Origin of the sequence: Streptomyces wedmorensis (assembly GCF_000716445.1) — a bacterium.
GTDB classification, from domain to species: domain Bacteria; phylum Actinomycetota; class Actinomycetes; order Streptomycetales; family Streptomycetaceae; genus Streptomyces; species Streptomyces wedmorensis.
In genome coordinates, this window is record NZ_JNWK01000036.1 from 1 (window position 1) to 23,538 (window position 23,538).

21 protein-coding genes and 3 pseudogenes are annotated in these 23,538 nt (G+C 73.0%); 8 read left to right on the top strand and 16 right to left on the bottom strand.

Going from position 1 to position 23,538, the window contains the following annotated elements:
- Nucleotides 1-94: 94 nt before the first annotated feature.
- On the bottom strand, nucleotides 95-574 hold the full coding sequence (gene soxR, locus OO54_RS26000; protein ID WP_017241634.1) for a redox-sensitive transcriptional activator SoxR: 480 nt from the start codon (nucleotides 572-574) through the stop codon (nucleotides 95-97).
- Between the two features lie 118 nt (nucleotides 575-692).
- On the opposite strand from soxR, the gene OO54_RS26005 reads away from it, so the two are divergent.
- Nucleotides 693-1,157, top strand: coding sequence for a MaoC family dehydratase (locus OO54_RS26005; RefSeq protein WP_026058659.1), 465 nt, complete (start codon nucleotides 693-695; stop codon nucleotides 1,155-1,157).
- Between the two features lie 128 nt (nucleotides 1,158-1,285).
- Here the strand turns inward: OO54_RS26005 and OO54_RS26010 are convergent, their stop codons facing one another.
- The 3 genes from OO54_RS26010 to OO54_RS26020 form a co-directional block, all read right to left on the bottom strand.
- On the bottom strand, nucleotides 1,286-1,915 hold the full coding sequence (locus OO54_RS26010) for a TetR/AcrR family transcriptional regulator (RefSeq protein WP_033207102.1): 630 nt from the start codon (nucleotides 1,913-1,915) through the stop codon (nucleotides 1,286-1,288).
- A 142-nt stretch (nucleotides 1,916-2,057) separates the two neighbouring features.
- Nucleotides 2,058-2,345 (bottom strand): YiaA/YiaB family inner membrane protein, encoded by a 288-nt coding sequence (locus OO54_RS26015; protein ID WP_033207104.1) that lies wholly within the window; start codon nucleotides 2,343-2,345, stop codon nucleotides 2,058-2,060.
- A gap of 60 nt (nucleotides 2,346-2,405) precedes the next feature.
- Nucleotides 2,406-3,563: an acyl-CoA dehydrogenase family protein gene (locus OO54_RS26020; protein ID WP_033207106.1), complete on the bottom strand. Its 1,158-nt coding sequence runs from the start codon at nucleotides 3,561-3,563 to the stop codon at nucleotides 2,406-2,408.
- A 69-nt stretch (nucleotides 3,564-3,632) separates the two neighbouring features.
- Here OO54_RS26020 and OO54_RS26025 point away from each other — a divergent pair, with 69 nt between their 5' ends.
- Nucleotides 3,633-4,295, top strand: coding sequence for a TetR/AcrR family transcriptional regulator (locus OO54_RS26025; protein ID WP_033207108.1), 663 nt, complete (start codon nucleotides 3,633-3,635; stop codon nucleotides 4,293-4,295).
- Between the two features lie 100 nt (nucleotides 4,296-4,395).
- On the opposite strand, the pseudogene OO54_RS41695 reads toward OO54_RS26025, so the two are convergent.
- Together OO54_RS41695 and OO54_RS26035 are read right to left on the bottom strand one after the other, a co-directional pair.
- Nucleotides 4,396-4,608, bottom strand: a pseudogene (locus OO54_RS41695) (transposase); the annotation flags it as partial.
- Nucleotides 4,609-4,735: 127 nt separating this feature from the next.
- A complete protein-coding gene (locus tag OO54_RS26035) occupies nucleotides 4,736-6,067 on the bottom strand; it encodes an outer membrane protein assembly factor BamB family protein (RefSeq protein WP_157856511.1) in 1,332 nt (443 codons plus the stop codon).
- 306 nt (nucleotides 6,068-6,373) lie between these two features.
- On the opposite strand from OO54_RS26035, the gene OO54_RS26040 reads away from it, so the two are divergent.
- Both OO54_RS26040 and OO54_RS26045 read left to right on the top strand, forming a co-directional pair.
- Nucleotides 6,374-7,069 carry an ArsR/SmtB family transcription factor gene (locus OO54_RS26040; protein WP_033207112.1) on the top strand — a complete coding sequence of 232 codons (696 nt, stop codon included), beginning with the start codon at nucleotides 6,374-6,376 and terminating at the stop codon, nucleotides 7,067-7,069.
- 166 nt (nucleotides 7,070-7,235) lie between these two features.
- Nucleotides 7,236-8,192, top strand: a complete 957-nt coding sequence (locus tag OO54_RS26045; RefSeq protein ID WP_051787189.1) for a DMT family transporter — start codon at nucleotides 7,236-7,238, stop codon at nucleotides 8,190-8,192.
- Nucleotides 8,193-8,233: 41 nt separating this feature from the next.
- On the opposite strand, the gene OO54_RS26050 is transcribed toward OO54_RS26045, so the two are convergent.
- Entirely contained in the window at nucleotides 8,234-8,902 is a 669-nt protein-coding gene (locus OO54_RS26050; RefSeq protein WP_033207116.1) for a TetR/AcrR family transcriptional regulator, read from the bottom strand.
- A 121-nt stretch (nucleotides 8,903-9,023) separates the two neighbouring features.
- Between OO54_RS26050 and OO54_RS26055 the strand changes: the two genes are divergently transcribed.
- From OO54_RS26055 to OO54_RS48390, 4 genes and pseudogenes are all read left to right on the top strand, one after another.
- Nucleotides 9,024-9,962: a DMT family transporter gene (locus tag OO54_RS26055; RefSeq protein WP_033207119.1), complete on the top strand. Its 939-nt coding sequence runs from the start codon at nucleotides 9,024-9,026 to the stop codon at nucleotides 9,960-9,962.
- Between the two features lie 23 nt (nucleotides 9,963-9,985).
- Complete coding sequence (locus tag OO54_RS26060) at nucleotides 9,986-10,786, top strand: oxygen-binding di-iron domain-containing protein (RefSeq protein ID WP_033207120.1); 801 nt, start codon at nucleotides 9,986-9,988, stop codon at nucleotides 10,784-10,786.
- A 52-nt stretch (nucleotides 10,787-10,838) separates the two neighbouring features.
- On the top strand, nucleotides 10,839-11,585 hold the full coding sequence (locus tag OO54_RS26065; protein ID WP_051787190.1) for a DsbA family oxidoreductase: 747 nt from the start codon (nucleotides 10,839-10,841) through the stop codon (nucleotides 11,583-11,585).
- Between the two features lie 82 nt (nucleotides 11,586-11,667).
- Nucleotides 11,668-11,823 (top strand): annotated as a pseudogene (locus tag OO54_RS48390) (DUF6190 family protein); the annotation flags it as partial.
- 180 nt (nucleotides 11,824-12,003) lie between these two features.
- On the opposite strand, the pseudogene OO54_RS43865 reads toward OO54_RS48390, so the two are convergent.
- The 9 genes and pseudogenes from OO54_RS43865 to OO54_RS45940 form a co-directional block, all read right to left on the bottom strand.
- Nucleotides 12,004-12,954: pseudogene (locus OO54_RS43865) on the bottom strand (zinc-binding dehydrogenase); the annotation flags it as partial.
- A gap of 19 nt (nucleotides 12,955-12,973) precedes the next feature.
- The gene (locus OO54_RS26070) at nucleotides 12,974-14,365 is read right to left on the bottom strand and encodes an aldehyde dehydrogenase family protein (RefSeq protein ID WP_033207122.1); all 1,392 of its coding nucleotides are present in this window, start codon (nucleotides 14,363-14,365) and stop codon (nucleotides 12,974-12,976) included.
- A gap of 403 nt (nucleotides 14,366-14,768) precedes the next feature.
- The gene (locus tag OO54_RS26075) at nucleotides 14,769-15,437 is read right to left on the bottom strand and encodes a class F sortase (protein WP_033207124.1); all 669 of its coding nucleotides are present in this window, start codon (nucleotides 15,435-15,437) and stop codon (nucleotides 14,769-14,771) included.
- Nucleotides 15,438-15,489: 52 nt separating this feature from the next.
- Nucleotides 15,490-16,149, bottom strand: coding sequence for a hypothetical protein (locus tag OO54_RS26080; RefSeq protein WP_033207125.1), 660 nt, complete (start codon nucleotides 16,147-16,149; stop codon nucleotides 15,490-15,492).
- 182 nt (nucleotides 16,150-16,331) lie between these two features.
- Complete coding sequence (locus OO54_RS26085) at nucleotides 16,332-17,753, bottom strand: CitMHS family transporter (RefSeq protein ID WP_033207127.1); 1,422 nt, start codon at nucleotides 17,751-17,753, stop codon at nucleotides 16,332-16,334.
- Nucleotides 17,754-18,091: 338 nt separating this feature from the next.
- On the bottom strand, nucleotides 18,092-20,293 hold the full coding sequence (locus OO54_RS26090; protein ID WP_033207129.1) for a molybdopterin-dependent oxidoreductase: 2,202 nt from the start codon (nucleotides 20,291-20,293) through the stop codon (nucleotides 18,092-18,094).
- 290 nt (nucleotides 20,294-20,583) lie between these two features.
- Nucleotides 20,584-21,327, bottom strand: a complete 744-nt coding sequence (locus tag OO54_RS26095; RefSeq protein ID WP_033207131.1) for a TetR/AcrR family transcriptional regulator — start codon at nucleotides 21,325-21,327, stop codon at nucleotides 20,584-20,586.
- A 37-nt stretch (nucleotides 21,328-21,364) separates the two neighbouring features.
- Nucleotides 21,365-22,606 carry a hypothetical protein gene (locus tag OO54_RS26100; protein ID WP_033207213.1) on the bottom strand — a complete coding sequence of 414 codons (1,242 nt, stop codon included), beginning with the start codon at nucleotides 22,604-22,606 and terminating at the stop codon, nucleotides 21,365-21,367.
- A gap of 71 nt (nucleotides 22,607-22,677) precedes the next feature.
- Nucleotides 22,678-23,538: a cupredoxin domain-containing protein gene (locus tag OO54_RS45940; RefSeq protein ID WP_033207133.1), complete on the bottom strand. Its 861-nt coding sequence runs from the start codon at nucleotides 23,536-23,538 to the stop codon at nucleotides 22,678-22,680.

Below are 23,538 nucleotides of genomic sequence, written 5' to 3' on the forward strand. Positions count from 1 at the left end.
ACTTCCTCCACACCTACAACCACCACCGCTGCCACACCGCACTCGACGGACACCCGCCGATCAGCCGTGTCAACAACGCCGCGGGTCAATACACCTAGGAGGCGTCGTCGGTGGCGGGGCGGCGGAGGGGGAGGAGGCGGGAGCCGGCCATGCGCTCGCCGAAGACGTCGTCCGGGTTGGAGAGGACGCAGGTCTCCAGGGACAGGCAGCCGCAGCCGATGCAGTCCGTCAGGTGGTCGCGGAGGCGGCCGAGCTGCTTGATGCGTTCGTCGAGTTCGGTGCGCCAGGCGGCCGAGAGGCGGGCCCAGTCCTCGTTGGTGGGCGTGCGCTCCTCGGGGAGCTGGGCGAGCGCCTGACGGATCGTCGCGAGGGGGATGCCGACCCGCTGCGCGGCCCGGACGAAGGCGACCCGGCGGAGGGTGTCGCGGCCGTAGCGGCGCTGGTTGCCGGTGGTGCGGCGACTGCTGATGAGCCCCTTCGCCTCGTAGAAGTGCAGGGCGGACACGGCGGCCCCGCTGCGCGCGGAGAGCTGGCCGACGGTGAGCTCGTGGATCTTCTCTGGAATCTGCGGCACTCAGTGAACCCTACTGGTGTGTCGCCGGAGGCCGTTGACAGCGGCCACCTCACCCCACATGCTGAGCAAGCGCTTAGATACCGACCGTTGGGTATGCCGTACCAGAAGGGACACGAACATGGCCGAGCCGAGGATCTTCACCTCCGCCGAGGAGCTGCGCGCGGGGGTCGGCGAGCAGCTGGGGCACAGCGACTGGCTGGAGGTCGACCAGAAGCGGATCGACCTGTTCGCCGAGGCGACCGGCGACCACCAGTGGATCCACGTCGACCCGGAGCGCGCCGCCGCCGGCCCGTTCGGCAAGACCATCGCGCACGGCTACCTGACGCTGTCGCTGCTGCCGCTGTTCGTCCCCCAGGTCCTGTCGGTCCAGGGCATGAAGATGGGCCTCAACTACGGCACGGAGAAGGTTCGTTTCCCTGCCCCCGTCCCCGTCGGGTCGCGCCTGCGCGCCACGGCCGTCCTGACGAAGGTCGAGGAGGTGGGCGGCGACGGTGTGCAGGTGACGGCGGCGGTCACCGTGGAGCGCGAGGGCTCCGACAAGCCGGTCTGCGTCGCCGAGTCCGTCTCCCGCTACTACTTCTGAGCGCCGCCGTGCCAAGAGCCCGGACCCCCTCCGCGGGTCCGGGCCGGTCGTGCGGCCGGGGCCGGTCGCACGGGTCAGGGCCCGTCACGCGGTCCCGGGCCCGTCACGCGGCCCCGGACCCGGGGCCGTCACGCGGTCCGGACCCCGACCATCCGGAGGACGAGGTCGGCGTAGAGGGCGCCGACCTCGTCGGCCGTCCGGCGGCCCTGGGCGTTGAACCAGCGCGAGACGTCGATGCAGAGGGAGAGCACGGCGACGGTGGTGCCCGGCACGTCCGGCACGTCGAACTCGCCGGCCGCCACGCCCTCGTCGATGATCGCGCGCACCGCCGCGTCGGACTGGCGGCGCAGTTCCACGATCTCGGCGCGGTGGTCGGGACCGAGGGCGTCGAGCTCGTACTGGACGACCCGCGCGGTGGTGTGGCGCTCGGCGTGCCAGCGGACGAAGGAGCGGACGGCGTCGGCGAGGCGCTCGGCGGCCGTGCCGTCGCCGGCGGCCGCGGCCCGGAGGATCTCCAGGGCCTTGTCGTGACCGATGCGGCTGATCCGGTGGAGCAGCTCTTCCTTGGTCTTGTAGTGGATGTAGAGCGCGGCCGGGCTCATCCCGGCGCGGCCGGCGATGTCCCGGGTGGTGGTGGCGTGATAGCCGCGTTCGGCGAACGCCTCGACGGCGGCCACCAGCAGCCGCCGGGCCGCCTCGGGCGTGACCTCGCCCCAGGGCATGTCCTCGCCCCCGGGCGTCTCCTCCGCCACGCTCATCCCACACTCCTTCTCGGACCCCGTCAGGACGAACACCATACAACGAGGGTGAGCAAGCGCTTAGAGCGTCTCGGCATGAGAGCCCCGCCCCGGCGGCCCCGGCGGCTTCCCGCGCCGGGCCCGGGCGTCCGGGCCCGCGGCATCAGAGCTTCTGGAACGGGTCGTGCTCGGCGAGGAGCTTCTCCAGGCGGGCCTGGTCGACCCGGCTGACGATCTGGCCCGCCTCCTGGCGGTCGCGGACCACCTTGGCCAGCGTGAAGGCCGAGGTCGTGAGGTAGAGGACCGAGACGGCGAGGAAGGCCCGCACCCAGGCGCTGGCTTCGAGCCGGTAGACCCCGATGCCCACGGCCAGGGCGGCGATCGCGAAGGAGATGACGGCCTGCATGTAGTAGGCGGCGGTGTTCTGCTGCTTGACCGGTGTGTCGCTCATGGGAAGAGCATCGGGCGGATGTGCTCCGCGCCACATCCGCCCGCGTACTCACTCGGATACTCAGAAGGCCGAGACCCCCGTCAGCGCCCGGCCGATGATGAGCTTCTGGATCTGACTGGTGCCCTCGTACAGGGTCATGACGCGGGCGTCGCGCAGCAGCTTGCCGACCGGGTACTCGTCGATGTAGCCGTAGCCGCCGAAGACCTGGAGGGCGTTGTTGGCGGCGCGGACGGCGGCCTCGGAGGCGTACAGCTTGGCCTTGGAGGCGGCGGTGGCGAAGTCCTGGCCCCGGTCGACGAGGTCGGCGACGCGCCAGGTCAGCAGCCGGGCGGCGTCCACGTCGACGGCGATGTCGCTGATCAGTTCCTGCACGAGCTGGTACGAGGCGATGGGCTTGCCGAACTGCTCGCGCTCCCCCGCGTACCGCACAGCGGCGTCCAGCGCGGCCTGCGCGATGCCGACGCAGCCGGCGGCGACCGACATGCGGCCCTTGGCCAGGGCCGACATGGCGACGGTGAAGCCCTTGCCCTCGGGGCCGAGCATCGCGGCGGCGGGCACGCGGACGTCCTCCAGGACCAGTTCGGCGGTGGCCTGGCCGCGCAGGCCGAGCTTGCCGTGGATGGCGCGGCGGGTGAGGCCGGGGGTGTCGGTGGGGACGAGGAAGGCGGAGACGCCCTTGTGTCCCGGCGCGTCGCCGGTCCGCGCGAAGAGCAGGACGACGTCGGCCCAGGTGCCGTTGGTGATGAACATCTTGCTGCCGTTGACCACGTAGTCACCGGTGGCGGCGTCACGGACGGCCCGGGTGGCCAGGTTCCCGGCGTCGGAGCCGGTGCCCGGCTCGGTGAGCCCGAAGCAGCCGAGCGCCTCGCCGGCGGCGAGCCGGGGCAGCCAGGCGCGCTTCTGCTCCTCGCTGCCCCAGGAGGCGATGGTCTTGGCGACCAGGCCGAGGGAGACGGAGACGATGCCGCGCACGGAGGAGTCGCCGCGGCCGAGTTCCTCGGTGACGAGGCAGTACGCGAGGTGGTCGCCGCCGGAGCCCCCGTACTCCTCCGGGATCGTGAGCCCCAGGAAGCCGACGGCGCCGAGTTTCTTCACGATCGTCCGGTCGACCTCCTCGGCGCGGTCCCAGGCGACGACGTGCGGAGTGACCTCGCGTGCGACGAAGTCCTCGGCGAGCCGCCGTACGGCTTCCTGCTCCTCGCTCAGCGCCAGATCCACCGTGCACCACCTCGACCGTCCATTTAATTACCACTGCTAGTTTTTTAGTGCAGGCCTACTATGTGCGCCATGGCCCGACCGCGCAAGCCCCTGCTCAGCCGAGACCTGATCGTCGAGACGGCGGGAGCGCTGGTCGACGCGGAGGGCCTCGCCGGGCTCTCCACCCGCCGGCTCGCCGCCGTACTCGGGGTGAGCGGCCCCTCGCTCTACAACCACTTCCGCACGAAGGACGAGATCCTCGACGCCGTCGCCGACTCGGTGAGCGCGAAGATCGACCTGTCGATGTTCGCGGAGGACGACGTCCGGGACTGGTGGACCGCCCTGCACGACTGGGCGGTCTCCTACCGCGCCGCCCTCGCCGACCATCCGCACATCGTCCCGGTCCTCGCCCAGGGCCCCGGCCGCCGCCCGGCGGGCCTCCGCGTCGCCGACGCCGTCTTCGGCGCCATGGTCCGTGCCGGCTGGCCCCCCGCCCAGGCGACCTCGATCGGCGCCCTGATGCGGTACTTCGTCACCGGCTCCGCCCTGGGCTCCTTCGCCCGCGGCTTCGTCGACGACGAGACCGCCTACGACCCCGCCGACTACCCCCACCTCGGCCAGGCGCACCTCCTCGCGGAACACCGCCAGAAAGTCGACGAGCGAGCCTTCGACACCGGCCTGCGCGCCCTCCTCGACGGTCTGCGGCTCCAGTACGAGGCGCTCCCGGCCCGGCCCGACCGGCAGGACGCCTAGGGCCTGTCGTCAAATGTCACGCCCACGTCAGGAGTGAGGCGAGGGTGACGGCTGCTTCGTAGGACTCGGCAGTCTTGTCGTAGCGGGTGGCGATGCCTCGTCACTGCTTGAACTGGTCGAGCCGCTCGGGAATCGTGTGGGCAATGCCCCGGCGACGGAGCCGGGCGCGGATCGCCTTCGAGCTGCAGCCCTTGTCGCCGAGGACGTGAGCCGGCCGGTTTCCAGGCCGTCCGGATCCGCTGCGAGACACCCGGATCGCTTCCATCACGGCGGTGAACCGGGTGCGGTCGTTGGTGTTGCCGCCCGTCACGACGAAAGCGAGCGGACGGACTCCCCATCGGCACCGGACAGTTCATGACGGCGCATCACGACCAAATGATCCATCACCCAAGATCAAATGAAGAAACCGCATGAGCACCTGCTGCGACCGTGCCGGTCACTCATCGATCACGGCGCTCGTAGGCCGTGAAAGGCCTGGCCGGTGTCGTGTGTTCCTCGTAGCGGGCGCCGATGAGCCAGTCCTTGTACTCGAAGAGCGCGTTCGCAGGGTCCTTGCCATCGGGGAAGCTACGGGCGTCGCGCTGCTCGCCCGTGGCGGCGTCGAGGACACGGAGGCCGAAGTAGGAACTGCGGTGGGGCGAGGTGAGGACGGTGAGTTTCCCGTCCTTGAGGAGGAGAAGGCGATGCCCGGTGTCGCCGTCGAGGCGGTCGTCGTCGCGGGTGCCGCCCCAGACGGGAATTCCGGTGGCCAGGTCGAAGGCGGTCAGGCGGTAGCTGTAATAGCGCGGCGACTTCCCCTGGCGGGGCAGGGCGTAGAGCCTGGTGCCGTCCGCGACGGCCTTGAGCCGCTCGTAGAACGTGATCTCGCCGTAGGGACCGCTGAAATCGATCGGCGGGTTCGGGCGGCCGTTGCCGCCGAAGGAGAAGTAGGCCCCGGAGTCGGAGTCGCCCGATGCCGAGGCTGCCACGACCACCGGGTCGGCGGAGACGAAGTCTGCACGGGCGTCCCAGAGGATGGCGCTCCGGCCCCCGAGCGGGGCGGACCACAGGAGCGCGCCGGTGGCCGGGTCGAAGGCGGCGGCGTGCAGCTCGGCGTCCCTTGCGACCTTGTCTCCCAAGTCCTTGTCGGTGCCGCCGCAGGCGAGAAGGGCGGCGACCTGGCGGTCGGCCACCCTGGTCCTGCCCGGGACGCAGCCCTTGGGCAGGGCCGCCGTCCAGAGCGGCTTCCCGCTGCGCACGTCCACGGCGTTCAGGCCGTCGTTCTTGAGGAGCACGGCGATGCCGCTGCCGGCGGACACCGCATAGGGCTGGAAGCGGTGGAGGCCGGATCCGGTGTCGGAAAGAGGGACCTGCCAGATCTCGCGGCCGTTCCTCATATCGATTGCGACGGCGGTGGCGCAGAGCTCGCCCTTGGCGGAGGCAGAAGCGCCGTCCTCGTCGCGGGTGAGGACCATGACTGAGCCGTCGGTGTCGGCGGTGGCGTGGCAGACCGCCGAGCGGCCGGGCGGCACGTACTCCCAACTCCGTTTCCCGGTACGGGCGTCGTACCCGCTCACCGCGTCGAAGCGGCTGCGGACCAACGTGTCGCCGGACAGCCAGGCCCCGTTGCCCTGCGGTTCGGCCCTGCGGTCCACAGGGGTGTCCCAGACGACGCCCAAGTCCTCGGGCTCGGAGGCGAAGCACCCGGCGGTGAGTGAGCAGAGGGCGACCAGGGCCGCCGCCCTCGTGGCCAGGGTGCGCCTGGCACGTCTGCCGGACGGTAGGTCATTCACCTGTGCGATCAAGTCTCGCTCCCCCAAGTACGTCCGCGCCGCCAATGGTCCGCAGGACTTCCCACGTTCCTTGGCGGCGATCATCATAGGAAGTTCACCGGGACGGAAGGCCACCCCCCACCGGCCGACGACGGGTACGGCCCGGGTCCGCACCACGTGAGCAGGGACGACTCCGCCGGAAGCAACGGGGGAGGGGCGGAGGTCGCCACCCTCGCAGCACTTGGGCGTGACCTGTGACGACAGAGCCCAGGGAGCACCCTGGACGGTTCGGCCGCCGCCGAAGGGTGTGTGCGGCACAGTGGGGGGATGGCAGCCAGTGACCTCGCCGCGCTCGCGGCGCTCTTCGCGGACGAGAGCCGCGCCGCGTTCCTGCTCGCCCTGCTGGACGGCCGGGCCTGGACGGCGGGGGAGCTCGCCCGGCAGGCGGGAGTGGCGCCGTCCACCGCCAGCGAGCACCTCGGAAAGCTGGTCGCGGGAGGGGTGCTCGCCGAGGAACGGCAGGGCAGACACCGGTACGTGCGGCTGGCCGACCCCGGGATCGCGCACCTCGTCGAGGATCTGGCCGCCCGGTCCCAGCCCGAGGTGCCCGCGGCGCCGCGTTCTCTGCGCGAGGCGAGCGCCGGTGAGGCGATGGCCCGCGGCCGTACGTGCTACGACCATCTCGCCGGACGGCTCGGCATCGCGATCACGGAGGCCATGACCGTACGCGGGCTGCTCCGTCAGGACACCGGCTTCGCGCTCACGGACCGGGGTCTGACCTGGTTCGACGACCGGGGCATCACCCTCGTGCGCAAGGGGCGGCGGCCGGTGGCCCGCGGCTGCCTCGACTGGACCGAGCGACGGCCGCACCTCGCGGGCATCGCGGGCGCCGCCCTGTGCCGGCACGCGCTGGACGCCGGATGGTGCGTACGGATCGGGTCCGAGCGCGCCGTGAAGGTGACCGCCGAGGGCGAGTCCGCCCTGTACGCGTCCCTGGGCATCGCCCCGGCCGCCCTGCGGTGACCCGGGCACGGGCGACGCAGCGGCGACCCGGGCGGCAGGAGCGCGGCGACCCGGTCACGGGCGGCCCGGCGGTGCCCTGGGCGCGGGGGCCCTGCGGTGACCCGGGCACGGGCGGCCCGGCGATATTGCGGTGAGCGCCGAAGGGTTCACGTCCTACGGTCGAGCCATGCAGAAGCAATCGTCGCGGCTCGCGCTCGCCGCCGCCGGTGTGACCGTGGTCCTGTGGGCCTCCGCGTTCGTGTCCATCCGCAGCGCGGGGGCGGCGTACTCCCCCGGCGCGCTCGCGCTCGGCAGGCTGCTGGCCGGCGCCCTGGTCCTGGGGGTGGTCCTGCTGGTGCGGCGGGAGGGGCTGCCGCCGAGGGCGGCCTGGCCGGGGATCGTGGTGTCGGGGCTGCTGTGGTTCGGGGTGTACATGGTGGTGCTCAACTGGGGTGAGCAGGAGGTCGACGCGGGCACCGCGGCGATGGTGGTGAACATCGGGCCGATCCTGATCGCGCTGCTCGGCGCGCGGTTCCTGAAGGAGTCGCTGCCGCCCCGGCTGCTGGCCGGCATGGCGGTGTCCTTCGCGGGTGCGGTGGCGGTGGGGTTGTCGATGTCCGCCTCGTCGTCGGGTGGGCACGCCTCGGTGCTCGGGGTGGTGCTCTGTCTGCTGGCGGCGATGGCGTACGCGGGCGGAGTGGTGGCGCAGAAGCCGGCGCTGGCGCACGGCAGCGCGCTCCAGGTGACGACGTTCGGGTGCCTGGTGGGCGCGGTGGCCTGTCTGCCGTTCGCCGGGCAGCTGGTCGATGAGGCGGGCCGGGCCCCGCTGTCGGCGACCCTGAACATGGTCTACCTGGGGGTGTTCCCGACCGCGCTGGCGTTCACGACCTGGGCCTACGCCCTGGCCAGGACGACCGCGGGACGGATGGGCGCCACGACGTACGCCGTGCCCGCCCTCGTGGTGCTGCTGGCCTGGGTGTTCCTCGGCGAGCTGCCGGGGCTGCTCACCCTCGCCGGCGGCGCGTTGTGCCTGGCGGGCGTGGCCGTGTCCCGCTCTCGGTCACGGGCCTCCGTCGCGGTCGGAACGGGAGCGGTGCCCCGTGGGGTCCGGCCGGGTAACGACACGGGCGCATCCGGGAGTTGACCCTGCCGGCCACGGCCTCCCGCCGTCCGGCGGCCGGACCGTCAGTCCCCGTCGCCGGACTCGAGGAGTCGGCGGGCGAAGGCCGTCAGGGACCGGCCGATGCGCTCGACCGACAGGCCGAGTTCGTGCCGCTGGAACCGGAAGAGCTCGGGTGACAACGGGCTGAGCGCGATGTCGATCAGCGGGTCCGGGTCGCGGACGCCGTGGGCGACGAGCAGCGTACGGACATGGACGCGCCAGAAGCCGTAGGCGCCCGTCCGGAAGCGCGCGGCGCCGGTCTCCGCCCCGAGCGCCAGCGGAAGATGACGCTCCAGCAGGTCGAGCATGGCCAGGTAGAAGGCCGCGAGCCGCTCCCCCGCGGGCGCGCCGGGTCCGAGTGGCGGCGGCCCGTAGATGAGCTGCCCCTGGAGCCGGCGCTCGTGCTCGTCGAGCAGCGCCACGGCGACCGAGGACGGGTCGGGGAAGCTCCGGTAGAGCGTGGCGCGGCCGACGCCCGCGGCCTTGGCGATCCGGTCCATGGTGACTGTACGGGGATCCTGTTCGGCGAAGAGCCGCTCGGCCGCGGTCAGGATCTGGGTGCGGTTGCGCTCCGCGTCCGCGCGTCGCCGCGGGGCGACCGGCCGCTCGTCCGCGGCCTGCAGATCTCCCAGGAGCCCGCCGACCCGGGGCACGGGGGCGGCTCCCTGTCCGCGCTGCTCGTCGTCGCTCATGGATCAGACCTTACTTCCCCGGGACTCAAGTGGACATCTTGTCCGTTTGCAATGCCGCATGGCATGCTAAACGGACTTGGTGTCCACTTATCCGTTCGCCATCCCGCCCCAGGGAGATCCCATGCACACCGCGCTCCTCGCCGCGGCCCTGCTGGTCGGCTGCCTCCTGGCCGTACAGGCCTCGGTGAACCTCCAGCTCAACTCGGCCGTCGGCACCCCGTACGGCGCTTCCACCATCCAGCTCGGCGTCGCCACGGGTCTGCTCGTCGTGCTCGCGGTGGCCGCCGGCGCACTCGGCGCGCTCGGCGAACTGCCCGACGTGGAGCCCTGGCAGCTGCTGGGCGGACTGGCCAGTCCGCTCTACATCACCAGCGGCATCCTGCTGTTCCCACGGCTCGGCGCCCTCGCCGCCGTGGGGCTCTTCGTCACCGGCCAGATGTTCGCCTCGCTAGCCCTCGATCTCTTCGGGCTCCTCGGCCTCGAACGCAAGGACCTCGGCGCCGGGATCGTCATCGGCGCCCTGGCCGTGCTCGCGGGCATCGTCGTGATCATCCGGGGCATGAAGGCGGCGGCGCCCCCCGGCGCGCCCAGGACGTCGAGCGCGGGCCGCGCGGGCCTGCTCGCCCTCGGTGTCGTCGCCGGCGGCGTGCTTCCGGTGCAGGGCGCGGTCAACGCCCAACTCCGCGCCCAGCTGAAGGAGCCCATCACCGTCGCCGTGATCAGCTTCGCCGTCGCGACCTTCACGATCGCCGTGGTCCTGCTCGTGCTGTACGCGACCCGGCGCACCCCGAAGCCCAAGATCGCCCCGCTGAAGAAGATGCCCTGGTGGGGCTGGCTGGGTGGCGCCTGCGCCGCCGCCTACGTCACCGGCACCTTCCTGCTCATCCCCTCCATCGGCGCGGCGGTGACCATCGCGCTCACCGTGACCGGGCAGCAGCTCACCTCGGCGCTGATCGACCACAAGGGCCTGTTCAGGCTCCCCCGGCGCTCCCTGACGAAGCCCCGCGCCCTGGGCCTCGCCCTGCTGATCGCCGGCTCCCTGACCATCCAGCTCGCCTGAAGACCCCTCACGAGAGGTGCGGCATGAAACCCTCCTACAGCGCGGGGCCGGACATCCACGTCCTCCCCTCGGCCCTGCCCGTACCCGGCCTCGGCCACCAGCCCGTCCACGCCTTCCTCTTACGGGCGGGGCAGCCGCTCCTCGTCGACACCGGCATGCCCGTGGACCGGGAGGCCTTCCTCGACTCCCTCTGGTCGCTGATCGACCCGGCCGACCTGCGCTGGATCGTCGTGACCCACGACGACCGCGACCACACCGGCGCCCTCGCCCGCGTCCTGGAGGCCGCGCCCCGGGCGAAGGTGCTCGCCAACGCGATATCACTGACGCGCATGTCGGAAGAGTTCGACATTCCGCGGGAACGGTCGGTGACAGCCAACCCGGGAAGCCGGGTGAAGATCGGCGACCGCGAGCTCGGTTTTCACCGGCCGCCCACCTTCGACTCACCGGGCACTCTCGCCGTGTTCGACCACTCCGACGGCACGCTGTACAGCTCCGACAGCTTCGGAACCGTCGTCGAAGAGATCGCCCAGGAATTCACCGACCTCTCCGAGGAAGAGTTCTTCCGCGGATTCGACGTACTGAACCGGGCGATAGCCCCATGGACCGCCCTGGTCGACGAGGCGAGGTTCGTCCGGCCCGTACGCGAGTTGGCCGCGCTGCGCCCGGCGCGGCTGCTGAGCGCGCACGGGCCGACGGTCCGCGGGGACGCCGTGCCCCGGCTCTTCGACGCGATGGCCAGCATCCCCGCCCTGCCCGCCTGGCTGCCGGACGCCGACCTCGATCTCGAGGCGGCCCTCGACGCCCACGAGTCCCCCGCCGCCTGAGCCCCTCCCCTCCCCGCACGACCGGAACCCGACGCACGAACCGAGGAGAACCATGTCCGACCCGACCACCACCGACCTGACCACCACCGACCCGACCACCACCGACCCGACCACCACCGACCTGACCCCGCCGCGCGGCGTCATCACCGTCTTCTCCGACATCTGGTGTTCCTTCGCGCACATCGCCGTCCACCGGCTGCACGCCACCCGGGCCCGGCTCGGCCTGGAGGAGCGGGTCTCCTTCGACCTGCACGCCTTCCCGCTCGAGCTGCTGAACGACGCCCCGAGCCCGCGGCCCGGCACGGACAGCGAGGTCGCCCGGATGGCGAGCCTCGAGCCGGCCGCCGGGTGGCAGCTGTGGCAGGCCAAGGACTGGCTCTACCCCACGACGACGCTGCCCGCCCTGGAGGCGGTCCTCGCGGCGAAGGAGCAGAGCCTGAGCGCCTCCGAGCAGCTCGACCTCGGACTCCGCCGGGCCTTCTGGGCCGAGTCGCGCTGCGTCAGCCACCGCAAGGTGATCCTGGACGTGGCCGCGGACACCGGCGTGGTCGACGTCGACGCGCTGGCCGAGGCGCTCGACGACGGCCGCGCACGCCGGACGCTCGCCGACCAGGCCGCGGTGTCCAGGACCGACCGGGTGAACTGCAGCCCGCACCTCTTCCTGCCCGACGGCTCCGACCACGCCAACCCGGGCATCGACGTGGGCTGGGAGGGTGCGTACGGCGTCGGCTGGCCGGTGATCGCCTCGGACGACCCGAAGGTGTTCGAGGGCCTTCTGCTGCGGGCCGCCACCGAATAGCCGGGAGGGTCCGCGGCGGCGGCCGGAGCACGCGAACGACGGCCGGGCATTCCGATGCGCGGAATGCCCGGCCGTCGACCGGGTCGGGTACGAGGAGGAGGACGTCCGCCGGGCCTTGACCGCACCCGGGCTCGACGGACTGCCCACCCATGAACGGTTCGTCCTCGCGCAGGTCATCGGCAAGGGGGGCCTGCTCCGCACAGCGAGCCCCCGGTTGCTCCGTACGCCCGGACTTCCCGTCGAACCGATCGTGCGGGAGGGCGCTCGAAGCCCGGTCGAGGAACCCCGTGGAACCCGGGCCGTGCCACGCGACGCTCCTCCCCCTCCCCCTCCCCCGTCCCCGTCCCCGTCCCCGGACCGGCGGGGGGGGGGGGGGGGGGGGGGGGGGGGGGGGGGCGCCCCGCCCCCCCCCCCCCTCGGCGAGGACCGGCAGGTCCTCGACCGGGTTCGAGTTGCCGTAGACGCAGCCGGCCAGGGTGCGGCCCCAGTGGAAGAGCTCCAGGGCGTTGAAGGTGACCTGCTGGTCCTTGCCGCCGATGCCGACGACCGTGGTGCGGCCGCCGCGCCGGGTGGACTCCCAGGCGGTGCGGATCGTGACGGCGCGGCCGACGCATTCGACGGCCACGTCGACGCCCTGGCCGCCCGTCAGCTTCCGGATCTCCTTCGGCATGGTCCCGGAGGCGACGACGTACTCGGTGGCTCCCGCCGCCCGTGCCAGCGCCTCCTTCTCCGGGGTGACGTCGACCGCGACGATCGTCGACGCGCCCGCGATCCGGGCGGCCTGGAGGGTGGCGAGGCCCACCCCGCCGACGCCGAACACGGCGACGGTCTCGCCTTCCCGGACCCGGGCGGAGTGGTGGATCGCGCCCCATCCGGTGAGGGCGGCGCAGCCGAGGAGCGCGGCGTCGGTGAGCGGCACGCCGTCCGGGACGGGCAGGACGCAGTTCGCGGCGACGACCGTCTCCTCGGCGAAGGCGGCGACGTTGAGTCCGGGGTGGAGCTCGGTGCCGTCCGCCGTGCGCGCGTGGACGTTCGCGGCGCCGGTCAGGGCGTCGGCGCAGAGCCAGACCTCGCCGAGCGAGCAGGGGTGGCAGGTGCCGCAGGACGGCGCCCAGTTGAGGACGACGCCGTCGCCGGGGGCCACGTGCGTGACCCCGTCGCCGACGGAGACGACCGTGCCGGCGCCCTCGTGGCCGAGGACGGCCGGGACCGGCACGCGCATGGTGCCGTTGGAGAGCGACAGGTCGGAGTGGCAGACCCCGGCGGCGGCGAGCCGGACCCGGACCTGGCCGGGACCGGGCTCGGGGAGTTCGATGCCGGTGATCTCCAGGGGAGAGCCGACGGCGGGCAGGACGGCGGCGCGGATCACGTTCGTTGCTCCTTCGGGCTCAGAACTGGAGGGACTTGGTCTGGAGGTACTCGGCGAGTCCGTGCGCGCCGAGTTCCCGGCCCACGCCGGACTGCTTGTATCCGCCGAAGGGGGCCAGCGGGTTGAAGCGGCCGCCGTTGATGTCGACCTGCCCGGTGTCCATGCGGCGGGCGAAGGCCACGGCCGCCTCGGGCTCGCCCCAGACGGCGCCGGCGAGGCCGTAGTCGGTGCCGTTGGCGATGGCCAGGGCGTCGGCCTCGTCCTCGTACCGGAGGATCGAGACGACCGGTCCGAAGATCTCCTCCTGGGCGATGGTCATCTCCGGGGTGACGTCGGCGAAGACGGTCGGGGAGACGTAGTACCCGGTCTCGCGCGGGGCGTCGGGGCCGCCGGCGACGAGTCGGGCGCCCTCCTCCATGCCCTTCTCGATGTAGCCGCGCACGCGCTCCTGCTGCTTGGCGTTGACGAGAGGGCCGACGCGCTCGCCGGGGACGTACTTGGCGACGGCCTCGGCGGCGAGGGCGACCGCCTCCTCGTACCGGTCGGCGGGGACGAGCATCCGGGTCCAGGCGCTGCACGTCTGGCCGGAGTTGGACATGACGTTGGCGATGCCGGCGGCGACGGCCTTGGGCAGGTCGGCGCTCGGGAGGATCACGTTGGCGGACTTGCCGCCGAGTTCGAGCGCGACCCGCTTGACGGCGCCGCCGGCGAGGGCGCCGATGCGGCGGCCGACGGCGGTCGAGCCGGTGAAGGAGACGAGGTCCACGTCCGGGTGCTCGGCGAGCGCCTGGCCGGCGACCGGGCCGAGGCCGGTGACCAGGTTGAACACGCCGGCGGGCAGGCCGGCCTCGTGCACGGCCTCGGCGAAGAGCTGGGCGGTGAGCGGGGTGTCCTCGGCGGGCTTGAGGACGGTGACGCAGCCGGCGGCGAGGGCCGGGGCGACCTTGGCGACGATCTGGTGGAGCGGGTAGTTCCAGGGGGTGATCGCGGCGACGACGCCGACGGGCTCGGAGTAGACGGTGGAGTTGCCGACCTTCTCCTCGAAGGGGTGGGTGGCGGCGAGTTCGGCGTACGAGCCGGCGACGGCGATCGGCAGCCCCGCGTGCACGGTGGCGGCGAGCCGGGGCGGCGCGCCGAGTTCGGCGGTGACGGTGGCGGCGATCTCCTCCGCCCGGGCGGCGAGCGCGTCGCGCAGCGCGGCGATACGGGCTCCGCGCTCGGCCGGCGGCGTGGCCGCCCAGCCGGGGAGCGCGGCGCGGGCGGCGCGAACGGCGGCGTCGACGTCCTCGGCGGTGCCGGCCGGGACGTGGCCGATGACCTGCTCGTCCGCCGGGTTGATCACCGGGATCGTGTCCGTGGAGGACGCGGGGCGCCACTCCCCGCCGATGTACATCGCGTCGTGCGCCTTCATCCGCTGTCTCCTCACGTTGCCGGTTCCCCGTCCGACTCAAACTAGCGCTGTTAGTTTTTCAGCGCCAGGGTCGACCGACGTGCCCCCCGTCTCACCCGCCCCCGCACCCCGGCCCACTCGATCGTGCCGCCCCACCGGCCGCCTGTCCACGTGCGCCTCGCACCGTCACGGGCTTCCCGGCACGGGGGATCCCGCGTGCCCTGCATGCCCCGCGTGCCCTGCATGCCCCGCGTGCCCTGCGTGCCCCGCGTGCCCTGCGTGCCACACCGACGGCGGCGACCGTACGCACACACACGACACGCCCCGTCCGACGGAGCGGCTGGATTCCGTCGGACGGGGCGTGGGCGGGGAGCGGGCCCTGTCGGCCCGGTTCGCGGATCCGGAGGGCGTGCCGGACGCGGGGTCAGATCTTCCGGGCGAGGTCGGTGAGGTGGGCGAAGACGACGATGTTCGCCTCGTAGCCGTTACGGCTGTCGAACGCCCCACCGCAGGTGAGGAGCCTGAGTTCGGGGCGCCCGGTGGCGCCGTACACCTCCTTGTCGGGGAAGTCCGCCTTGGCGTACGTACGCACGCGGTCGACCGTGAAGACGGCGACCTTGCCGTCGGCGCGGGCGACGCGGACGGTGTTTCCGGGGCTGAGGGAGTCGAGGTTCAGGAAGACGGCGGGCCCGGTGCGGGTGTCGCGGTGGCCGACCACGACGGCGGTGCCGCGTTCACCGGGGGTGACCCCCTTCGCGTACCAGCCGACGACCCTGGGGTTGTCGACCGGCGGCGTGGCGAGCCGTCCTTTGCCGTCGATGTCGAGTTCGGTCACCGGGGCCTCGATGGTGATGGCGGGGACGGCCAGGGTGGTGGGGCGCGAGCGGGGCAGCGGCGCCGGCGGGGGCGTCGGCCGCGGCGGTGGTGTCGCCTTCGGCCGGGCCCCGGGCTTCGCCTTGTGGTCCAGGGCGGCCGGCGCTCCGCTCGCCGCCGCCGCCCCGGGAACCGCCGGGGCGGCGGCGAGCGGCGGGTCGGCCGGCTCCTCGTCACCGGCCCACCAGACGCCTCCGGTGACCAGGACCGTGGTGACCACCACGGTCCTGGCGAGGCGGAGGAGCCGCCGCCTGCGTCGCGTGAGGCGGGACCTACGCGGCGCCATTGTCGCGGCGGCGCGAGCGACGGATCAGGACCAGTCCGGCCGTGCCGGCGAGGCCGGCCGCGACGGCCGCACCGACGCCGAAGGCGGAGGAGTCCTCGGCCGCGATCTCCGCGCTGCCGCCGCCGCCCGCACCGACCGGGCCGTGCGGGGGCTTGCCGTGCCCGTGGCCGCCGTTGCCGCCGGGTCCGCCGTTCGGCGGCTGGGTCGGCGGCTGGGTCGGGTTGGTGATGACGTCACCGGGGCACTCGACCTTGAAGACCTTCTGCTTGCCGGCCCCGGTCTGCCCCTCGAAGGTCCAGACGAGCTTGTACTGGCCGTTGGGCAGCGACAGCGGGCCGGTGTGGCCCGTGCCCGTGGCCAGGGTGATGTGACCGTTGAGGCTCGGATCGTCGGCCTTGGGTGGCTGGGGCGAGATCTCCCAGTCGACTTCCTGGAGCGTGTCGAAGTTGAAGGCCGCCAGGTAGAACCTGCAGACCTTCGGCTCGTTGCTCTGGTCGTCGAAGGGGGTGCCGACCTTGTGGATCTTCACGTCGCCGTTGTCGCCGGGGGCGGCGTACGCCGCCGGCGCGCCCGCGAGGGCGAGGCCGCTCAGGGCGAATGCGGCTGCGGTGGCGGCGGCGAGAGGCCGGGCGGTACGAGCAGGCATGCGGGTTCCTCCGGAAAGGGATCGTCAGACCGATTTACCGATAATCCGACTATCTGTCACCGACCGACCACGATGAGTGGCGACATACGTGCACCACCCTCCGAAGTCGCCCGTCCGGCGCACATCCGAGCCCGGTTACGGACCCGGGGGCCGGCCCCCTGCGCCGCCGCCCGCCCGGCGCGTCAGATGATTCCGAAGAGGATCCCCGCAGCCAGCACCACCAGCGAGGTCAGCGCGGCCCACTTCACCGTGAACCTGGTGTGGTCGCCGAACTCCACCTTCGCCATGCCGACCAGCACGTACACCGCGGGCACCAGCGGGCTCGACATGTGCAGCGCCTGGCCGACCAGCGACGCGCGGGCGATCTCCAGGGGCGAGACGCCGTGGGCCGCGCCCGCCTCGGCGAGGACCGGCACCACGCCGAAGTAGAAGCCGTCGTTCGACATGAAGTACGTCAGCGGGATGCTCAGCACGCCGGTCACCAGCCCCATGTGCGGGCCCATGCCCTCGGGGATGGCGCCGACGAGCCAGTCGGCCATGTGCTTGACCATGCCCGTGCCGGTGAGGACGCCGGTGAAGACGGCGGCGGCGAAGACCATGCCGGCGACGTTGAGGACGTTGTCGGCGTGCGCGGCGATACGGGCCTTCTGCTCGGCCATGTTCGGGTAGTTCACGGTGAGCGCGAGGGCCGCACCGAGGAGGAACAGGACCGGGATCGGCAGCAGTTCGAGGATCATCGCCGTCAGCAGTGCCACGGTCAGCCCGGCGTTGAACCAGTACAGCTTGGGGCGGAGCGTCGCACGGTGGGGGTCGAGCCCCTGGAATCCGTCGGCCGGCGCGGTTCCGGTGCCGCCGCCGGTGCCGGGACCCGTCGTCTCGCCCTGCCCGCCCGAACCGGTGCCGGTGGCGCCGGTGCCCGTGGAGCCCGTGCCGCCCGTCGCGACCAGTACGGTCTCGGTCTCCGGCACCAGGGCCTCGTCGAGGGTGAGGTAGCCGATCCGCTTGCGCTCACGGCGGCCGAGGACGTACGCGAGGACGAACACGAAGAGCAGGCCCATGCCGAGCGCGGGGATCATCGGCACGAAGACGTCGGCGGCGTCGAGCTTCAGCGCGGTGGCGGCGCGGGCCGTCGGGCCGCCCCAGGGCAGGGTGTTCATGACGCCGTTGGCGGTGGCGGCGACACCGGTCATGACCACCAGGCTCATGCCGAGCCGCTTGTACAGCGGATACATCGCCGAGACGGTGATCATGAACGTGGTGGAGCCGTCGCCGTCCAGCGAGACGATCGCGGCGAGCACCGCGGTGCCCACGACGATACGGACGGGGTCGGCCTTGCAGAAGCGCAGGATGCCCCGGACGATCGGGTCGAAGAGGCCGACGTCGATCATGACTCCGAAATAGACGATCGCGAACATCAGCATCGCGGCGGTCGGCGCCAGCTTGCCGACGCCTTCGATGACGTAGTCGCCGAGCTGGGCCCCCTGCCCGACCGCGACGCAGAAGAGCGCGGGGATCAGCACGAGCGCCGCGATCGGCGACATCTTCTTCATCATGATCAGGACCAGGAAGGTCGCGATCATGGCGAAACCGAGGACGGTCAGCATGGAGGACACCTCACGTTCACCCTTGAACTCCCGCCGAGCGGCGGCGGTCCGGATGACGGTAGGTGTCCTCTTCAGCCGTTAACAAGACGTTGACGCGTGAGCAATACGAGCAAAACCCCAGGTCACGGCAGGGGTCACGGCCGGGGTACCGACGGGGCGCCCGGTCGGGGTCACGGCAGGGCGCTCGGTCGGGGTCACGGCAGGGCGCCCGGTCGGGGTCACGGCAGGGCGCCCGGTCGGGGTCACGGCAGGGCGCCCGGTCGGGGTCACGGCAGGGCGCTCGGTCGGGGTCACGGCAGGGCGCTCGGTCGGGGTCACAGCGGGGCGCCCGGTCGGGGTCACAGCAGGGGTGTCACCTCGACGGGGAATCCGTTCAGGACGGCGGTGCCGGAGAGGGGGTCGATCCGGGAGCCGTCGAGCAGCTGGTTGACGTTGACGCCGGGGCGGGCGGACGCCACGGAGAGCCGGGTGCCGGGCCGGTCGTGGCCCCAGCCGTGCGGAAGGCTCACCGCCCCGGGCCGCACCCCGTCGGTGACTTCCACCGGCACCTCGAGCTCTCCGCCCTCTCCCTTGACCCGGGCGAGCCCGCCGTCGGTGAGCCGCAGCCGCTCCGCGTCCGACGGATGCACCTGGAGGGTGCAGCGGTTCGATCCCCCGCCGAGCGCGGGGGTGTTGTGCAGCCAGCTGTTGTTCGAGCGCAGGTGCCGCCGTCCGACGAGGTGGAGCGTGCCCGGCTCCGGTACGGCGTGGAGCGCGGCCCGCAGCCGGGGCAGGTCGGCGGCGAGGGGCGCGGGGAGGAGCTCGATCCGTCCGCTGCGGGTCTTGAGGAGCTGCGGGATCCGGGGCTTCAGCGGTCCGAGGTCGATGCCGTGCGGGTGGGCCTTCAGTTCGTCGAGGGTGAGCCCGTACGGGCCGAGGCGCAGCATCAGGTCGAGCCGCCGTTCGGGCCCGGTGTCGCCGGAGAGCCCGGCCGCGAACTCCTTCGGGTCGGCGCCGTAGGCGGGCGAGTGCTCCTGGGTGACGGCCTTGGCGAGCGTCATGTCGATCGCCAGCTCGTCGACGGCGGACGGCGGGGCCCCGTCCGGCCCGGACACGGCGAGGATCAGCCGGGCGTGGATCTCGCATTCGTCCATGCGGTCCGCTTCGAGGGGGACGGCGGCCGGGGTGTAGCGGGCCTGGTCGCGGACGGCGAAGCCGTTGAAGGCGAAGTCGAAGTGGGCGCTCCGCGAGGGCGGCGGCGGGGGCAGCAGGACGTCGGCGTGGCGGGTGGTCTCGTTGAGGTAGGGGTCGACGGCGATCATGAGGTCGAGGGAGCCGAGGGCCGCGTCGAGGCGGTCCCCGTCGGGCGCGGAGAGGACGGGGTTGGCTGCGACGGTGATCACCGCCCTGATCCGGCCCTCCCCCGGCGTCTCGATCTCCTCGGCGAGCGCGACCAGCGGCAGTTCGCCCTTGACCTCGGGGTGGTGCGAGACCCTGCTGTGCCGGCGGCCGAGGGCGAACCCCTTCCCCGGTCCTGCGGGGCGCGGGGCGGGCGCGGTGGCGGAGAGCGGGAAGAGGGCGCCGCCGGGCCGGTCGAGGTTGCCGGTGAGGATGTTGAGGACGTCGACGAGCCAGTTGCCGAGGGTGCCGTACGCCACGGTGGAGCTGCCCATCCGCCCGTACACGGCTGCCGTGGGGGCGGCGGCGAGTTCGCGGGCGAGCGTACGGATCGTGGCGGCGTCCACGTCGCAGGCGGCGGCGACCGCCTCGGGGCTGAACTCCCCCACCGCGGACCGCACCTCCTCCACCCCCTCGACGTGGGCGGCGAGCGGGCCGAGGTCGGTGAGGCCCTCCTCGAAGAGGGTGTGGACGAGGGCGGCGAGGAGGAGTGCGTCGGCGCCCGGGCGGATCGAGACGTGTCGGTCGGCGAGGCGGGCGGTCCGGGTGCGCCGGGGGTCGACGACGGTGAGGGTGCCGCCGCGCCGGCGCAGTGCCTTGAGCCTGCCGGGGAAGTCGGGGGCGGTGCACAGACTTCCGTTGGAGTCCAGCGGGTTGGCCCCGAGGATCAGCAGGTGGTCGGTGCGGTCCAGGTCCGGCACGGGTACGGCGAAGGGGTCCCCGAAGAGCAGGCCGCTGGAGACGTGCTTGGGCATCTGGTCGAGCGTCGACGCGGTGAAGAGGTTCCGCGTCCGCACCGCGCCGATCAGCAGGGGCGGGTAGAGGGCGCCGGCCATCGTGTGCACGTTGGGGTTGCCCAGGACGATACCCACCGCGTCCGGCCCGTACTCCTCGATCAGCGGCCGGATTCGGGAGGCGATCACGTCGAACGCCTCTTCCCAGGTGGCCTCCTGGAGCCTCCCGTCCTTCCTGACCAGCGGTCCGCGCAACCGGTCCGGGTCCGCGTCGACCTCGGGGAACGCGGCGCCCTTCGGGCAGATGAACCCCTCGCTGAGGACGTCGTCGCGGTCACCCCGCGCCCCCGTCACCCGGGTCCCGTCGATCGTGAGGGTCAGTCCGCAGGTCGCTTCGCAGAGGGGACAGATGCGCAGGGCGGTGGACATGGCTTCTCCCTGGGGCGGCGTCGAGTGGCGCCGAGCATACCGACCGGTTGGGACGCACGGGAGGGGGTGCGGGGCCCTTCGCACGGGACGGCTCGGCGAGGGTGTGCCGGACCGCTCGCGCGGAACGGCTTGGCGAGGGCTGGTCCTCTTGCGCGGGACCGCTCGGTGAGGTGTGCCGGACCTCTCGCGCGGAACGGCTTGGCGAGGGGTACGGACGCCTCGCCAAGCCGCGTCGGCGAGGGTTACGGGGGCCGCTCGCACGGGACGGCTTCGCGAGGATCCCCGTACCCCTATGACGACAGCGAGGGCGCCAGATACGCGTGGAGGAGGTGGCGAGTCTCGTCGACGAGCGCCGGGTCGCCCGCGGGATCGGCGCGGAAGGCGAGGCGGACGAGGGCGTCGGCGGTCTCGACGCCGACGAGCACCTTCCGTCGCAGGTCGTCGTCGACGGTGCGGCCGAGATGGGTGGCGAGGAGCGCGCAGATCCGGTCGACGACGAGGCGGTTGGGATCCTCGGCGAGCCCCTCGATCCCGTCCTCGCCGGATCCTCCGGCGCCGGCCTCTTCAGCGCCTCCGGCCGCTTCGCCGGCAGACTCCCCGGAGCCGACCGGACCCTCGGCGGAGGTCTCGCCGGGCGCGGCGGCGGGCACGCCGAAGTCGACGAGTGCGAAACCGGGGACGGTCCGCTTCATCGCGATGAACTCGTCGAGGACGCCGTCGATCGCACCGTGGGCGTCGAGCAGGGACGTCGCCGCGAAGCGGGTGGAGATCCGCTCGGCGTACTCGTCGAGGTTGCGGTGGGCCAGGGCGGCGACCATCGCCCGCTTGTTGCCGAAGAAGCGGTAGACGGAGCCGATGGGGACCCCGGCGCGGGCGGCGACGGCGCGGGTGCTCAGCTGCTCGTACCCGGTCTCGTCGAGGAGTGCGGCGCAGGCGTCGAGGATCCGGGCGAGCCGCTCGGCGCTGCGCTGCTGCACCGGGGTGCGACGGAGCACCGGGGGTGTCTGGGGGCTGGTCTGGGGCACGGGGACCATGATGCCGCTCCGGTCGGGTGTCGGGCGAAGCCGGGCCTCAGGCGATGAGCAGCCCGATGCCGCCGAGGGTGTACGCGATCATCAGCGCGAACAGGGGGAGTTGGCCGGCGACCGCCCGGTCGGGCGGGAAGAGCCGTACGGACCGGTCGTGGGCGGCGACGACGCCGAGGACGTGCCCGGTGACGATCGCGGCGACCTGGAGGGTCGCGAGGCCGCCCGGGCCCAGGGGTGGGGCGGGTGCGAGGGCGTTGTCAGTGCCCGCTGCCATGATGACCGTACGTGGCCCTTCGGTGACGAAGAGCGAGAAGTAGTGGGCGACGAGGTACCCGAGGGCGATGGGCAGGAGCGAGTGGGCGAAGGAGGTGAGCGGAGTGGTGAGTTCGCGGTTCGTCAGACGCAGGGCTCCCGCGCAGAGGCCGTAGCAGGCGGCGGCGAGGGCGACGGCGGCGAGGAGGCCGAGCGTGGCGGTGGCGGTGGGGCCGAGGGGCGAGGTCTGGAGGGTGGTGATCCAGCGGGGGTTGTCGGAGAGGCCGTCGTAGGCGGTGGAGCCGAGGAGGACGCAGACGGTGGCGACCAGACCGGGGGTCTGGGGTGTGGAGTCGAGGCTGTCGAAGGGGGAGCGCAGGACGAGCCGGCCGTCGGCGCGGCGGCCGAGCGGTGAGAGCCGGGCGAGGAGGGAGGAGTAGACCTCGAAGGGGTCGGCGTGGGCGAACCACCGGTCGCCGTGGCGGGCGGCTCCGACGAGCTGGACGGCGGTGTGGACGGCGAGGGCGGTCAGGAGGGTGGTGGTGGAGGCGTTGTCGGGCGCGACGAGTTCGAGCCAGGTGAAGAGGAGGAGCCCGACGGCGGCGGGGCGGATGCCGAGTGCGGCGGGCAGCGGACGGGGGTGCCGGGGCGGGCGGAGGGCGTGGACGGCACGCAGGGGGTTGAGGAGGCGCCAGACGGGGCCGAGGAGAAGGGAGGCGGGGACGAGACCGACCCAGAGGAGCACGTAGAGCGCGCCGGGCGCGGGGTTGCGGTCCGGGTCGTCGGGGCCGAGGAGGAGATGGAGGACGAACAGCAGGGCGGCTGCGGCGCCGAGGAGACGGAGGGCCGCGCGGGTGGCCGGCGCGTCGGCCACCCGCTGGAGAGGTGCGGGGAGCGGGTGCCCGGCCAGGTCTCCGCGGAACCGGGAGGAGGACCAGAGGAGGCCGAGGGCCAGGAAGGAGACGAGGAGTGCGGTGAAGGCGCCGGCGTAGGCGTAGAAGGGCGAGAGGGGGAGGTCGTGCCGGGAGCCCACGCCGTGGGCGAGCGGGAGTCCGAGCGACTCGGCGTGGGCGTGGGCGGCGGCGACGGGGAGGGGGAAGGCGGTCACCGGACGACGAGTTGGGTCAGCACGAGTCCGGACTCGTGTGTCTCGACCTCGAAGAGACCGGTGCGGTCGGCGAGGAGGGTGAGGGTCGCGGGGGTGCCGGGCGAGAGGCGGAGTTCGCGGTCGTAGCCGTGCACGTGGACGGTGTCGGCACGGTCAGCGGTGACACGGAGGGTGAGGCGTTCGCCCTTCTTCAACTCGATGCGGGAGAGGGGTGGTTCGACGGTCTTCCCGGTGATGGTGAGGGTGACCGTCCGGCCGGCGTCGGCCGGTGGTGGGCTCGTCGGTACCGGGGCGACGGAGGCACCGGGCGTGGCGGGCGTGGCGGGGGCGCCGGGGGTTGCGGAGGCGCCGGGAGCGGGGGATGTGGCGGGGGTGCCGGGGGTGCCGTCCAGGCGCACGGTGGTCTGGACGGGGCTTCCGGAGACGGCCCAGACCGTGTGGTCGTCCGCGTGGAGCCGGACGGTCAGGGTGTGGGCGCCGGGAGGCACGTACCCCCAAGGGCCGTACATGCGGGCGGTCTCCCGGCCGTCGACGAGGAGGCGGGCGTGCCCCCGGCCCGGGAGGGCCGCGCCGCCGGTGCTCTCGGGGGTGAAGCGGAACCTCTCCACGGCGAGGTGGACGTTCCAGCCGCCCTCCGGGTCGGGGCGCGCTTCGGCCCTGACGGTGGGGGCGTCCGCCGCGGGGAGCTCCCTGAGCCGGTGGCCCGTCTCGTCCCGGGCCGGGAGCAGCGTGCCACTGCTCCCGGTGGCCTCCTGGTGAGTGGTGCCCGGCTTGTGGTGGGTGGTGGCCCGGCCGCCGCAGCCCGTGAGGGTCAGCGCGGCGGCCAGGACGACCGTGAGCGAAAGGAGGGGCGTCAC